Here is a 14394-nt window from a genome sequence, read left to right on the forward strand (position 1 = left end):
GCCGGCCATCTGGGGACTGCCATGACATCCGACACCAACGATCACCGCCAACTTGACCACCTGCTCTCGAACTCGGCCGCGCGCCTGGACCGGTGGCGCGACCTGAATGCCAAGGCGCAAGCCTGGGCCGCCGAAGTCCGGTGCGCCAGGACCGGCGCGGGCGCGGAACCTGTGCAGGAAGCGCTGGCGGACCTGCGCCCGATGGAGAGCTACTTCGCCTACCCTGGCGTGCGGTTGCTGCACGCGCTGGACGAGCGGATTGCAGACGGCGACGGCATGGGCGCGGCGCGTCTCATCCTGCGCATGAGCAACTCCCTGCTATCGGGCAGTTATCGCTACGACGAGGGCGAATGGCAGGCGACAGAGGAATTCTCCGCCGAAGGGCCCGACCGCACCCCGCCCGGACTGGCGGGAAGCCACTCCAGCCGGCCATACTTCGAGGCGCTATTCGTGAGCCCGGCGCCCGCCGCCCGCGCTGCGGCGATTACCCGAGAAATCCGTGAGCTGCGGCGGCACGACGACCCGCTGATCTACGAGCCCGTATTGGTCGGAAGCGTCGAAGATGCCTTGCTTGCCACGATTCTCAACGGCAAGCTGGAGGCCGTCGTCATCTATGACGGCATCCCCATCCCTTCCAAGCACGATGCCCCATTGCTGCGGGATTTTCTGAGCGTCTACGAGCACCTGGACATGACGGTCGACGCGCCGCGCGAGATCGGCGTGCGGCTGGCCCACATGATCTCCCGCATCCGGCCGGAGCTGGACATTTACCTGCTGACCGACCGAAACGTGGAACAACTGGCGGGCGACCCCAGCGCCTCGGCGATCCGCCGCGTCTTCTATGAGGTCGAAGAGCCCATGGAGGTGCACCTGAACATTCTGGAGGGCGTGCGCGATCGGCAATCCACGCCTCACTTCGACAATCTCAAGCAGTATGCTGCCAAGCCGATCAGCACATTTCATGCGCTGCCCATCGCGCGGGGCAAGTCGATCATCAAGTCCAACTGGATTCGCGACTTCGGCGAATTCTACGGATTGAACCTCTTCCTGGCGGAGACGTCCGCCACGACAGGCGGCCTGGACAGCATGCTGGAGCCCACGGGAAACATCAAGGTCGCCCAGGAGAAGTTCGCGCGCGCAGTCGGCGCGGACCACGTGTTCTTCGTGACCAATGGCACGTCCACGTCGAACAAGATGGTCTACCAGGCAGTGACGAAACCGGGCGACATCGTGATCGTGGACCGCAACTGCCACAAGTCGCACCACTACGGGATGGTTCTGTCGGGCGCGCAGCCGCTTTATGTGGAAGCCTTTCCGATGACGGAGTATTCGATGTATGGCGCGGTTCCGCTGCGCACGGTCAAAGAGGCGCTGCTGGCGCTGAAGTCGGCGGGGCGCCTGGACAAGGTGGCCATGGTCACGCTGACCAATTGCACCTTCGACGGGCACATCTACAACACCCAGCGCGTCATGGCCGAGTGCCTGGCCATCAAGCCCGACCTGATTTTCCTGTGGGACGAGGCGTGGTTCGGGTTTGCGCGCTGGTCGCCATTCTTGCGCATGCGCACGGCGATGGGCGCCGCGGCCGCGCTGCAGGCATGGCGCGACGACCCCAAGGCGCTCGAGGCCTGGCAGGCACAGTGCCGCGAACTTGGCGAGGATCTGGACCCCCAGGATCCGAGGCTGCTGGATCGCGTCCTGGTTCCCAATCCGCGGGCCATGCGCGTACGCGTCTACGAGACGGATTCGGTGCACAAATCCATGTCTAGCCTAAGACAGGGATCGATCATCGCCGTGCGCGATGAAGACTACGAGCACCATGTCTCGGCATTCCACGAAGCGGTGTTCATCCATGCATCCACCTCGCCCAATGCGCAGATCATTGCCTCGCTGGATGTGGCTCGCCGTCAGATGGAGCTGGAGGGCTACGAGCTGGTCATGCGCGCCATCGAGGTCGCCCTGGCCATCCGCCGCGAGGTCGCGAATCATCCACTGATTTCGCGGTACTTCAGCGTGCTGGGGGCCGACAAGATGATCCCCGAGGAATTTCGCGCATCGGGCTTTGCCGACTATCTGGCGCCGGGCATGAACTGGCTGACGGCCGTGAAGTCTTTCAAGGAAGACGAGTTCTGCCTGGACCCGACCCGGCTGACGCTGGTGTGCGGCACGGCGGGATACGACGGCACCACGTTCAAGAACCTGCTGGCTTCCCGCTACAACATCCAACTCAACAAGACCTCACGCAATAGCGTTTTGCTTCAGAGCAATATCAACAACACACGCAGTGACGTCGCGATGCTTATCAAGGTGCTGCTGGAAATTTCCGAGGAAATCGAATCAGGATTCAAGGAAAGCGGCGAAGCGGGCAGGGCAGAGTTCGCCGAGAAAGTCAGGAGCCTGATGGAAGATGTGCCCAGCCTTCCCAACTTCAGCCGCTTTCATGACGGCTACCGGGATGACCCGCGCAGCCCCACGCAGGAAGGCAACATGCGAGACGCCTTCTTCGCGGCCTACAACGAAGCGGATTGCGAATACCTGCCGCTGTCTAGTCAAGATATTGACAAGCGCCTGGAGGCGGGCCCCCCGCTGGTGTCAGCGAATTTCGTCATCCCCTATCCGCCGGGCTTTCCGATCATGGTGCCAGGCCAGATCATCGACGCGAACACCATTGAGTTCATGCGCAAGCTCGACGTCAAAGAGATCCATGGCTATAACGGGGCGCGCGGCATCAAGCTGATAAAGCCGTCGGTCTTCAGAGGCGCCGAAGGAAATAGAGCATGAGCAGAATCTTCGTGACGCTGTTCAAGACGCTTTTTGCAGGAAGGCGGCGCCTTGACGCTGCGTTCGGCCTTGCCCTGATCATGGCGGCCGGGCTGTTTCTTCAAGGGTGCACCGCGACACCCGCCAGGTTGCAGGCGGTGCCACACGGCTTGGTCGACCAGGTTGAAGTTCCTGGAATGCCTGGTGTGCGCTATCTGGTTGTGGCCGACTCGCCAAAAATCATTCAGGCGGCCTACGAGTCGTTGAAAAGGGAACAGGATTATCTTGCGAGGCGGGGGTATTCGGGCAAGCTGGGACCCGCTGTATTCCTTGCGATTTCTGGGGGTGGCGACAACGGGGCGTTTGCTGCGGGGTTGTTGAACGCATGGACGGAAACAGGCACCAGACCGGAGTTCAAGCTTGTGACCGGCATCAGCACGGGTGCGCTGATTGCCCCTTTCGCTTTTGCCGGCAAGAAATATGATGCGACGCTCAAGGAAGTCTATACAACGACTTCGCCAGACGACGTGATGATCAAGCGCAGTTTGCTTGGCGGCGTGTTGAGCGACGCGATGGCGGACAACCGTCCGCTATTGGCCCTGACCCGAAAGTTCGTGACCCAGGAGTTCCTGGAGGAGATCGCCGCCGAGCACGCCAAGGGGCGCATGCTGATGATCGGCACCACGGACCTCGATACCGGCCGTGGCGTCATCTGGGATATGGGGAAGATTGCCGCTTACGGCGGTCCTGCGGCATTGGACCTGTTCGTAAAGGTCATGGTCGCCTCGACGTCGATTCCGGGCGCTTTTCCTCCGATGATGATTGACGTGGAAGCCGGCGGACGACGCTACCAGGAGATGCACGTTGATGGCGGTGTGGTGGCGCAAGTTTTTGCCTATCCCGTTACCCTGCGCATCGCTGAGGAAGCGACGCTGCGCGGCGCCAATCGCGAGCGGGAACTCTATATCATCCGCAACGCCCGTCTGGACGCGGACTGGATTCAGGTGCAGCGCGCCACAATGAGCATCGCTGCGCGCGCGGTCGCGTCCATGATTCAAAGCCAAGGTATTGGTGATCTTTACCGCATCTACACGACGGCGCACCGTGATGGCGTCCAGTTCAACCTTGCGTTCATTCCATCGAGCTTTCGGGCGCCGCATCGAGAGGAGTTCGACACGGAATACATGCGATCGCTCTACGACACCGCCTATGACATGGCATTGAAGGGCTTCCCGTGGTCCCATGCGCCGCCGGGTTTCGCGTTGCCGACGGTTGATTCACCCGGCAAATAGATCGCGGGGTGCGTCGCGCGTGTCAGGGCTTGGCTCTTACGTCCCGAGACGCAGGCGCGGAGTACCAATGTTCCGGCGGCACGATCTTGGGCTGTTCGGGGTCTCCCTCGTAGGCAGGCGTCATGATTTGCACCTGGTATTCGTTGAAGACATCAATGATGTGGCGGTGCAGCTCGGCGTAGCGTTTGCCGATCATTTCTGTGTCGCGCACATAGACGTTCAGTTCGTATGAAACCGAAAAATCTCCCAGTTTGGTCAGGAGAATGAAGGGGCTCGGATCTGAAAGCACGCCGGCGGTCCGCCCGGCGGCGGTGAGCATCATCGCCTCGACCTGCCGCCACGGCACCTCGTAGCCGATTCCGACCGTGGTGTGAAGAATCAAACCTTTGGTGCCGGCAAGGGAACTGTAATTCGTGACGTCGCTGTTCAGAATCTGGGAGTTCGGTATCGTCACCTCTTCGTTTTTAGTCGTACGCAGATGCGTCACCTGAAGGCGGACGGTCACGACTTCGCCGACGACATCGCCCACCTTTACGCGATCCCCGACCTTGAAAACCCGCCGGTAGGTCATCAGGTAGCCCGCGATAAGGTTGGATATTGCCGTGGAAGAGCCTAACGACAGCATGAGGCCGATGAAGATCGAGATGCCCTTGAAGGCTGCGGTTTCGGAGCCAGGAATGTAGGGGTACGCAACGACCACCGCAAACGCCAGGATCAGCACCCGGAGCAGCTTGTAGGTCGGCATGGCCCATTCCGGTTCGAACTGCGTGAAGACGACGCGCTTTTGCTCCACTGCGGCGAAGAATTTCCGGGCCCGGGCCAGCGTAAAGCGGGTCAGGAGATAGATGATGATCAGAATCAGGACGTCGGGAATGATCTCGGCCGTGGACTTCCCAAGTCTGCGGACAGCATGGGTCGACAGGTTGAGCAAGTCGTTCGAGACAGAACGGGTCCAGGGAAAGAGCGCAAGCACGTATTGCAGGTATGCGTAGATCGACACGACGATGGTCATGATCCCGATCGCCAGGATCACGCCATGCAACGCTTTCCAGATCGTGTCCGATCGCACGACCTCGAACGACTGGATGTCCACGTCGTGAACGCGACGCTTCAGAATCCTGGAGAGGGCCTTGTCCAGCCAGCGATTGAGCAACGGCAAGACCGCAATGCCTGCCGCCAGCAGGACGGTGGCGCCGGCCGCGTGTAGGGCCGCCTTGATCAGATAGTCCGTGCTGCGGGTCAGCCGGAATTCGTCGATGGCCTGGCGAATGCGCGCCAGGTGCAAGGCCGCGAGGTTCTCGCGCGTGGTTTGCTCGAGCTGGGCGTCCGCATCCGTGACGACCATCAATGCCGTCTTGCCTGCCAGGATGACCGAGCCGGTTTCGATGGTGTCCACTTTCAGTCCGGCGCTCGCGAAGGCGGCATTGCCGGCCGCTTCCTCGATTCTTCGCCCAATGGATTGCGCCCGTTTCTCGGCGGGAAACGATGACAGCCCACGGACCGTGAACAGCACCTGCCCGTCGATCTCGACGGGGGCTGTTTCCAGCGTCAATTCAAGGGCAGGGGCCGTGGAACGCGCCTCGTCGCCAGCGGCCCCGAACGCGAGCAGGGGCGCCAACAACACGGCGGCCAGGATGAACGACTTGAGTCTGCGGGCCATTTGTGTCTCCCACGCTCACCGCATCGTTGAGTCGTGCTTCACCGGCGAGCGTGGGCGCAAGGCTCGCTCCGGACGATTCAACCGGCATGACGACCATCAGCACAGAATTGCGGATTAGGGCAGCGTCGATGTTGACTTCCATCATGAAAACGCCGACAGCAATGGATGCCGGTGCCACGCGAGGCGCCAGCGCGACGGACGGCCCAAAGAATCGAAGATTTCTGATGGGAACGCTTGTGGACGCGTTCCTATACTTCGTCACTTGCGCGCAGTGCTACCCAGATTGCCGGGATGCGCGATTTTGCGTTCTTGCCATAACAGACGATGCCGTATTCCGAACAGTCGCTGCACTGGGGGCAGTACCACCCTCGGTTTATCCATGACGCGTTCCATGCGCCGCGCGGGGTGGCGGTGCGGGCGGCCCACGCGGACCCATTTCCCATCGGCGCCAAGGCCTATATCGTCGACGAGGACGAGTCATCGGAATGGGCCGTTCGTCGGATCCTGGCCAATTTTTCCATCGACGTCATACAGAGCCGGACAGTGCGTGATTTCCTGTCTATTTATTCCGAGGGCGAGTGCGACTGCCTGATCATGGACTTTGGAAAATTGACCGCAGACAGGGCTGTCGATCGTGATTTGGCCCAGGCAAACGCCGCCCTGCCGATGATCTTCATCAAGTCCGAGCCTGAATTCGGCGACGCCGTCGAGGCCATGCGGCGCGGTGCGGTGGACTTCTTTGCCAAGCCGCTCAATTCCAGCCGTCTATCCCATGCCATTCACTTTGCGCTGCGCCTGAGCCGCCGCGCGCATCTGAATCGCGTGCGGGCGGAACAGGAAGAAGCGCGAAAGGCGCTGCTGACGCAGCGTGAGCTTGTGATCGTTCAAGGCGTGATTGCAGGTCATTCCAGCAAGGAAATCGCGGAGCATCTGCATATCTCCGTGCGAACCGTCGACAACCACAAGGCGCGCGTTTATTCCAAGCTGAATATCAATTCTTCGCTTGCGTTGGCCCGGCTGTTCATCGGTCTGATAAAGCCTGGCACTGACTGGCGCTCGAGCGAGGGGCAATCCGATTATGTGCTGGCAAAAGGGTAGTTTTACTCTCCATTCCAGCGTCTTGTTCTTGAAATAATGTGTCGCCCAGTCTTCCGATACGTCAGTGCTGATCGTGGCCTGCAGCCTTGCGCGGTTCTGCGATGTAAATGCAAAGAGACATGGCGGAGCGTCAAGTTTGTCTGAGGCGCACGCGGTTATTGGGTCTCGCAGGCCGAGCGTTTTTGCGCTCGGCCTGTTGAGTGATATTTAACGCGCAGAGCGCATCGTTGATTGAGTCACAAGGACTGTTATGAATAAAAAAATAATCTCCCGATTCGCGTGCTTGGGAGTCGCTGTTGGACTGATCGCAGTCAAGCCAGGCCAAGCCATCGCTGCCGAAGACTTCAAACCGCCCGTGGGCAAAATCTCGCAACGCGCCGCGCCCGTCAAGGGCACGCCTGCCGCCTCCCCGACGTCCACGGGCAGTCAGGAAATTGCCCGGTCCCGCGGCACGGCCATTGCTCCCGACAAGGGGCTGTCCATCACGTCGGGCGCAACGCTTAATTCGCAATTGATCCGTGTGCGTACCTCCGGCGGAACCGGCACCTTGAACTTCCGGTTGCTCGACACCAGCGGCAAGCCCGCCGAACTGCCCGCCGGCCTGGTGTTCGGATCCGACGGCTCGCTCTCGGGCGCCGCACCCTCCGTCGCCAGCCCCAAGACGCTTACCTACCTGATCCAGGTCGAAGACAGCGGTGGCGGCAAGGCCAGCCGGGCGGTGCAACTGACCATCAACCCGCCTTTGAATGTCGAAGGCGGTTCCATTCAAGCGACGGCGGGCGGCCGGATCAAAAGCCCCGTCAAGTTCATCAACGTCAGCGGCGGCACCGGCAACTACGCGGTGTCCTATTCAAACGCTGATGGCAGCGCCATGCGTATCCCGTCCGGCTTGGTGCTCGACGGCAGCGGCCGCGTCAGCGGCGCGGTGCCCAAGTCTCTGGAAAAAATGGCCGGCCTGACCGCCACCATCAGCGACGAAGGCGGCGCCCGCGTTTCCATTCCGGTCGACTTCAACCTGGCGCCCGCGCTCGAAATCTCGACCAACCCGATCGAACTCACAGCCGGCGCCACGATGCCGACGGCATTGCCGGTGGTGAACGCCACGGGCGGTAGCGGCGCGGTGCGCTACGCGCTCTTCGACAAGGACGGCACGACGCCTGCCCGACTTCCCGAAGGCCTGAAGTTCGACGAGGCCACCGGCACGCTGCGCGGTCTGGTGCCGCCCACGCCGCAAGAGGGCCGTTACGTGGTGCTGGCCCAAGACGCCGGTGGCGGCGAGGCAAGTGCCCGATTCGAATGGAAGATCAATCCCCAGCTTCAGATTTCGTTCGAGTAGCCGAAGCATTAAGTAAGAATAAAAAACCCGCCTTCCGCATTCTGGAAGGCGGGTTTTTATTTTTTGGGGACGTATTGGAATCGCGCCCTGTGGTGCTGCACCCCGGGGTTTTCCTTTTATTGCACAACCCCCCTGTGCCCCACCGCAGCGATTCAGTACGTAACATCTCTTTCCGTCTGAGCGGCTGATCCCATTTGCCGATGGCGATATGCTTGGTGCTTAACTCGTATTTACGGGAAAGCCATGAGCGCATCGATTGAAGAACAGACTGCGGCTTTCAAGCCTGAACCCCGCATTTCGACCGGTAATTCCGGGATTGACGATATTCTGGGCGGCGGTTTGGATCCCAACAGGATGTATCTCTGCGAAGGGCGTCCAGGCGCTGGCAAGACCACCATGGGCATGCAGTTTCTGCTGGAGGGTGTCCGCCAGGGCGAGCGCGCGCTGTATGTCGCGTTGTCGGAAAGTCCGGCTGAGCTCAACCTCGTCGCGCACCGCCATGGATGGTCGTTGGATGGCGTCGAGATCCTGGAAATCGTGTCGGAAGACGTGCTGGACCCCGAGCGCGAGCTCACGGTCTTGCACCCCGCAGAGATGGAGCTGACCGAAACCACGCGGCTCATTCTGGACAAGGTGGAATCGCTGAATCCGTCGCGGGTCGTCGTTGACAGCCTCTCTGAACTTCGACTGCTGGCGCAGGGCTCTCTGCGCTATCGCCGCCAGATCCTGGCAATGAAGCACTTCTTCGCGAATCGCCAATGCACCGTGATTCTGTTGGACGACCAGGCGGCCAAAGAGGACGACCTGCAGCTGCACTCCATTTCGCACGGCGTCATCGCTCTTGAGCAGGTGGCGGTCGATTACGGCGCCCAGCGGCGACGGCTGCGCGTTCTTAAAATGCGCGGCGTGGACTTTCGGGGCGGTTATCACGACTTCACGATCAAGCGGGGAGGCCTGGAGGTCTATCCGCGGCTCGTCGCTGCCGAGCATCACAGGGAGTTTCACCCGACGCCCACCCCCAGCGGCAATGCGGAGCTGGACAGCCTGTTGGGCGGCGGCCTGGACCGTGGTACCAACGCCCTGTTGATTGGCGCGGCCGGCGTGGGCAAGTCCTCGTTGGCTGCCACCTACGCGGCATCCGCAACGCAGCGAGGCGAGCATGCGGCAATTTTTGCGTTTGACGAAACCCGGTCCACATTTTTTGCGCGTGCCCGCGCGCTGGGGATGGAACTGGATACCGCGCTGGATGCCGGGTTGCTGAACTTCAAGCAAATCGACCCGGCCGAAATGTCCCCGGGCGAATTTACGGCGTTGGTGCGCCGCGCTGTCGAGCAGGGCGGCGCGCGCATCGTGATTTTCGACAGCCTGAACGGGTATATGAACGCCATGCCCGACGGACGGTTTCTGATTCTGCAGATGCACGAACTGCTCAGTTACCTTGGCCAGCAGGGGGTGACGACCGTGATGGTGCTTGCCGAGCATGGGCTGGTGGGCCCGATGGAAACGCCGCTGGACATCAGTTATCTGAGCGATACGGTAATCATGTTGCGTTACTTCGAATACGGCGGACGCGTGCGCCGTGCGATTTCGGTCGTCAAGAAACGCAGCGGCGCGCACGAACACGTGATGCGCGAGTTCACCATGTCGTCGGCAGGTCTGACCCTGGGGCCGCCCTTGACCGCCTTCCATGGACTGTTTTCGGGCACCCCGCAGTACACGGGCGAAGACCTGCGACTATTGAGCGTACCCGATGCTTCGTCCTGAGGATGCCGAAGCGCGTGTTCTGGTGTATGCCCCGATCGGTCGCGATGGCACGGCCGGCGCGCGGCTGCTGCAGCGCGCCGGCTTCTCTACATACGTGTGCAAGGATGCGGAAGACCTGCTGATGCAGGCGGAAACCGGCGCCCTGACGGCTTGCATCACCGAGGAAGGGCTGTTCGGCAAGAATCTGGACTTGGTGAGCGAATGGCTGAAGGCGCAGCCGGCCTGGTCCGGACTGCCGTTTGTCGTGCTGACCGGCAAGTCGCAGAGCGGACCCGTCGTGCGGTGGCGCAAGAAGATGACGGAGCTGCTGGGCAACGTGTCGCTGCTGGAGCGGCCGACCCAAAGCCTTGCCCTGACCACGATGGTGCAGACGGCAGCGCGCGCAAGGATGCGCCAGTATGAGATCCGTTCTCTGCTGTTGGCCGAGAAGCAGGCGGCCCAGGCGCTCGAGTCCATGGTGGCAAGCCGGACCCGGGAGCTGGAAATGGCCAATGCCGAACTTCAGCAACAGATGCTCGAGCGCAGCCGGATTGAAGAGTCGCTGCGCCAGGCCCAGAAGCTTGAGGCGCTGGGACAACTGACGGGGGGCGTGGCCCACGATTTCAATAACCTGCTGATGGTCATTTCGGGGGGACTGCAAATGCTGCAGCGTCCCATCGACGACGCGCGGCGCACACGCCTGTATGCGTCGATGCGGCAGGCGGTGGACCGGGGCGCCTCGTTGTCGCGGCAGTTGCTGACGTTTGCCCGCCGCCAGGCCTTGCGCCCACAGGTGGTGGACCTGAACACAGTCGTTCGCGACATGCTGGACATGCTGGAGCGCAGTCTGCGCGGCGACATTGTCGTGTCGCTGGCGTTGGCCGACGGCCTGTGGCCGGTGGAGGTCGATCCGGGCGAGCTTGAACTCGTCATCCTGAATTTGGCGGTCAACGCGCGCGATGCCATGCCCAACGGCGGCGTGATTGAAATCCGGACCGAGAACGTGGCCGCGCCGGGGCAGGGCGAGTTGACGGTCGACCACGTTGCGTTGCGCGTGACGGATACCGGCACGGGCATGTCCGCAGAGGTGGCGGCGCGCGTGTTCGAGCCATTCTTCACCACCAAGGATGTTGGCAAGGGATCGGGCCTGGGGCTGCCGCAAGCGTATGGATTTGCCAAGCAGTCGGGCGGCGCCATCGAGCTTTCCACACAGCCGGACATGGGAACCACCGTCTCGGTGTGTCTGCCCCGGTCGGCAAAACAAGCCGCCACGCGCGGCCGCCCGGCCGATGTGCGTGCGGTTCGGGAACGCGCCTCGACGTTGAATGTCTTGCTGGTTGAAGATGACGCCGAAGTGGCCGCGTTGACGGCCAGCATGCTGCAAGAGCTGGGTTATGCGGTCACGCCCGCTTCCAGTGCCGCCGAGGCGTTGGAAGTGCTGAACGGCGATGGCCGCGTTGACGTCATGTTGACGGATGCCATGATGCCGGGCGGTAAGAACGGCATCCAATTGGCCCGGGAAGTGCGTATCCGGAACCCGGGGCTGCCGGTGGCGCTGATGACCGGATTCATGGGCGAGGAAGTGAAAAAGGCTGGGCAGGAAGGCATTCCGCTTCTGCCCAAGCCTTACCGGCTCGAGCAACTGGCGGGCCTATTGATCCGATTGACTGGCGGGCGCGCGTCGGGGCGGACGTAGCCGTCCTGGCGCGGGAATGGCAATTGCTGCGCGAGCCCTGCCCGCCAGGCTTGACAGCCACGCGCCAAGGAGACGCCATGATTGCAGAACGATTGCGTAGATTGCGCCGCATCGCGGCCTTTGCCGCCGAACGCTCGGGGGACTATGTGGAGTTGGTGGGGATCGAGTTGTCCCTTTACCGCTCGGCGCTGGTGGCCACCGTGATCAGCAGCGTGGCCCTTGTGTTTTGCGGGTTGGGCACGCTGGGGTTTATCTCGGTGGCCGCGATTGTGAGCTTTTGGGATACCGAGCATCGCAAGCTGGCCGCGTGGCTGGTGGCCGGCGCCTGGCTGCTGATCACGATGATTTCGCTGGTCATTTCGACACGGAGCGCGCCGAAAGCGTCGCCCTTCGCGGAACTGAGTCATCAGGTGCGCCTGGATACCGCTGCTGCACGGAGCCATTATGCCCAAGACGACCACACTGGCTGATAAAGAGGCCCTGCTGGCCAAGATGGAGCGCGACCGCCAGGCGCTCGATGTTCCCATGCCGCGACGTTTACCGCTCAACAGAGCGGGCGGGGCGTGGGCCCGGACGGCCGCGCTGGCCGCCGGTGCGACGCTGGGATGGCCGCGCTTTTTGCGCCAGCCGCTGCGCGCCATGGCAGCGGTGGCCATGCGCGACCGGGTTGCGGAACTGATGGGCCGCATGCAGGTGCGGCGCGTCAGCGATCCGATGTCGGACCCGGAACTGGCCCGGTTGGAGAAGATGATGGCGGACGTGCGCGCCGCTGCCGCCAGGTCGGCCGACGACGCGGAGATCGAGCGGCTTCGGGCTCTTTTGGATCTTCAAGTGGCGCGGCTGCGCAAATTGCGTGTGCAGCAAGGTCAGCGCGCCCAGCACGTCCAGCAGTCTCAAGTCATGCAGACCATTCCGCCCACTCCGCGAACCCGGCAGACCCCTCCCGTGCCGTCCGCGCCGGCGGGCCGTGACGTTTCATCGATTCCATAGCGCAAGGCAAACGCGAGGCGCGACCGCGCCTGCTGCACGGGCGGACCCTCGCGGGTCCAATGCCCGGGCGGATCATGGCCGGTCCAAGAGCGCCCACGGACCCGCACCCCATCACTGCCGGCGGCGACTGCGTGCGCGTTGCCGATGCTGTTTCCGCGCCCGGCTTGTCAGCGCGGACGCCAGGGCAAGCAGCTTTTCCTCGTCCAGTCGTTCAGCGTCGACCAGTTGCTCGTCGGCGCCTTTCACCGCAATCAGCAGTTCGTCCAGCTTCAGGTGCAGCGCCTCGCTGTCCTTGTTCTGGCTTTGCTGAATCAGGAAGACCATGAGAAACGTGATGATGGTGGTGCCGGTGTTGATGACAAGCTGCCATGTCTCGGAAAACCCGAAGGCCGGGCCCGAGAACGCCCACACGACCACGGCGATCAGCGCGATGCCGAACGCGACAGGCGATCCCGCTCTCTTCGTGACTTGCGATGCGAAGCGGTCAAAAAAATGGGAGATCGGGTTCACTTTTCCGGCCTTCCCGGGCCGGGATTTCGGCTCGCACTTTGCTCGCCGCTTTGCTGCATTTCTCTTCGGCATGGCGCTCCATTCCTACACGCTCGGACCTGCGTGACGCAAAACCCGACAGCAAGCCTCATGCCCGATTGCTTGCGCGCCACGCGGCACGGCACGTGCTAGGCTCACGGTGTTTTTCGCCCGCCATATCGCAATGAAATCCCTACTGCAGTCTGAAATGTTCCTGCTGCTGGCCTGCGGGCTTGCGGTCGCGGGGCTCTTTGTTGAGCCGCATCTGGAAGGGCTAGGCCAAGCCGGTAGCCTCGTTGAAACGGTCGTGCTGATCGCCGCGATTCTTGCCGCGTCGCTCAGTGTTGCGCGCCATGCGGAACGAATCGCGCAGAAGCTGGGCGACCCCTACGGCAGCATGATCCTGACCTTGTCGGCCGTGCTGGTCGAAGTGATCGTGCTGGTGATCGTGTCGGCGAAGGCGGGCTCGCCGACGCTGGTGCGCGACAGCATCTATTCGGCGGTGATGCTGGACATCAACGGGATCCTTGGCGTGGCCGCGCTGATCGGCGGCTTCAAGCACGGCGAGCAGGCCTACAACGACGATTCGGCGCGCACGTACAGCGTAATGATCCTGACCGCCGTCACGGTGTCGATGATCATCCCCGAGTTCGTTCCGCAGCCAAGCTGGCGGGCCTACAGCGCTTTCACGGTGGTGTCGATGCTGCTGATGTACGGCGTGTTCGTGCGCATGCAGACCGGGCCCCACAGCTATTTTTTCAGCTACAGCTATCCGGACAAGAAGACGCGCAAGCCCGCGCCGGCGGGCGCGCAGCCAAATTGGCGCCAGTCGGCAGTCGTGATGGCGGTGGGCATTGTGGCGGTGGGCGCGCTGGCCGAACTGATGTCGCACTCGCTGAATCGCGGCCTGAAAGGGATGGATGTGCCCGTCGGCCTGATCGCACTGGTCGTCGCGGGAATCTCGGCGGCGCCCGAGATGTTGACGGCGTTTCGCGCGGCGTTGGCCAACCGCATGCAATCGGTGGTCAATATTGCATTGGGCGCGTCGCTGTCCACGGTGATCCTGACCGTGCCGGCGATGGAGGCGATGGCCTTGATCACCGGTCAGCGGATCAACATGGCGATGACGCCGCTGCAGACGCTGATGATGCTGGTCACGTTGGTTGTCGCGGCCATCAACCTGAACGACGGGCAGACGAACGCCATCGAGGGCCTGACGCACTTTGTGCTGTTTGGGGCGTTCCTGATGCTGCTGTCGCTGGGGTTGTAGCGGGCGGGCCAGGTGCAAGCG

At 62.2% G+C, this 14394-nt stretch carries 11 protein-coding genes; 9 read left to right on the top strand and 2 right to left on the bottom strand.

Translation table 11 applies throughout. The features are described from left to right. The first annotated feature begins 21 nt into the window (after positions 1-21). On the top strand, positions 22-2781 hold the full coding sequence (locus tag FBY20_RS19870; protein ID WP_142054153.1) for a beta-eliminating lyase-related protein: 2760 nt from the start codon (positions 22-24) through the stop codon (positions 2779-2781). Then, positions 2778-4052: a patatin-like phospholipase family protein gene (locus FBY20_RS19875; RefSeq protein ID WP_174245434.1), complete on the top strand. Its 1275-nt coding sequence runs from the start codon at positions 2778-2780 to the stop codon at positions 4050-4052. Before FBY20_RS19870 ends, FBY20_RS19875 begins: the two co-directional genes overlap by 4 nt. A gap of 22 nt (positions 4053-4074) precedes the next feature. On the opposite strand, the gene FBY20_RS19880 is transcribed toward FBY20_RS19875, so the two are convergent. Next, complete coding sequence (locus tag FBY20_RS19880) at positions 4075-5712, bottom strand: mechanosensitive ion channel family protein (RefSeq protein ID WP_142054155.1); 1638 nt, start codon at positions 5710-5712, stop codon at positions 4075-4077. 324 nt (positions 5713-6036) lie between these two features. On the opposite strand from FBY20_RS19880, the gene FBY20_RS19885 reads away from it, so the two are divergent. From FBY20_RS19885 to FBY20_RS19910, 6 genes are all read left to right on the top strand, one after another. Next, the gene (locus FBY20_RS19885; protein WP_142054157.1) at positions 6037-6810 is read left to right on the top strand and encodes a response regulator transcription factor; all 774 of its coding nucleotides are present in this window, start codon (positions 6037-6039) and stop codon (positions 6808-6810) included. Positions 6811-7093: 283 nt separating this feature from the next. Continuing rightward, positions 7094-8146 carry an Ig domain-containing protein gene (locus FBY20_RS19890; RefSeq protein WP_142054159.1) on the top strand — a complete coding sequence of 351 codons (1053 nt, stop codon included), beginning with the start codon at positions 7094-7096 and terminating at the stop codon, positions 8144-8146. Between the two features lie 243 nt (positions 8147-8389). Further along, positions 8390-9910 carry an ATPase domain-containing protein gene (locus FBY20_RS19895; RefSeq protein ID WP_056323253.1) on the top strand — a complete coding sequence of 507 codons (1521 nt, stop codon included), beginning with the start codon at positions 8390-8392 and terminating at the stop codon, positions 9908-9910. Next, positions 9897-11585, top strand: coding sequence for an ATP-binding protein (locus FBY20_RS19900; RefSeq protein WP_142054161.1), 1689 nt, complete (start codon positions 9897-9899; stop codon positions 11583-11585). Before FBY20_RS19895 ends, FBY20_RS19900 begins: the two co-directional genes overlap by 14 nt. Positions 11586-11662: 77 nt before the next feature. Further along, a complete protein-coding gene (locus FBY20_RS19905) occupies positions 11663-12055 on the top strand; it encodes a phage holin family protein (protein WP_056323258.1) in 393 nt (130 codons plus the stop codon). Next, complete coding sequence (locus FBY20_RS19910) at positions 12030-12575, top strand: hypothetical protein (RefSeq protein WP_142054162.1); 546 nt, start codon at positions 12030-12032, stop codon at positions 12573-12575. Before FBY20_RS19905 ends, FBY20_RS19910 begins: the two co-directional genes overlap by 26 nt. A gap of 111 nt (positions 12576-12686) precedes the next feature. On the opposite strand, the gene FBY20_RS19915 is transcribed toward FBY20_RS19910, so the two are convergent. Further along, the gene (locus FBY20_RS19915) at positions 12687-13157 is read right to left on the bottom strand and encodes a low affinity iron permease family protein (protein ID WP_142054164.1); all 471 of its coding nucleotides are present in this window, start codon (positions 13155-13157) and stop codon (positions 12687-12689) included. Between the two features lie 130 nt (positions 13158-13287). On the opposite strand from FBY20_RS19915, the gene FBY20_RS19920 reads away from it, so the two are divergent. Then, positions 13288-14373, top strand: coding sequence for a calcium:proton antiporter (locus FBY20_RS19920; RefSeq protein ID WP_056323262.1), 1086 nt, complete (start codon positions 13288-13290; stop codon positions 14371-14373). Positions 14374-14394: the final 21 nt, after the last annotated feature.

Source organism: Achromobacter sp. SLBN-14 (genome assembly GCF_006715415.1).
Taxonomy (GTDB): domain Bacteria; phylum Pseudomonadota; class Gammaproteobacteria; order Burkholderiales; family Burkholderiaceae_B; genus Achromobacter; species Achromobacter mucicolens.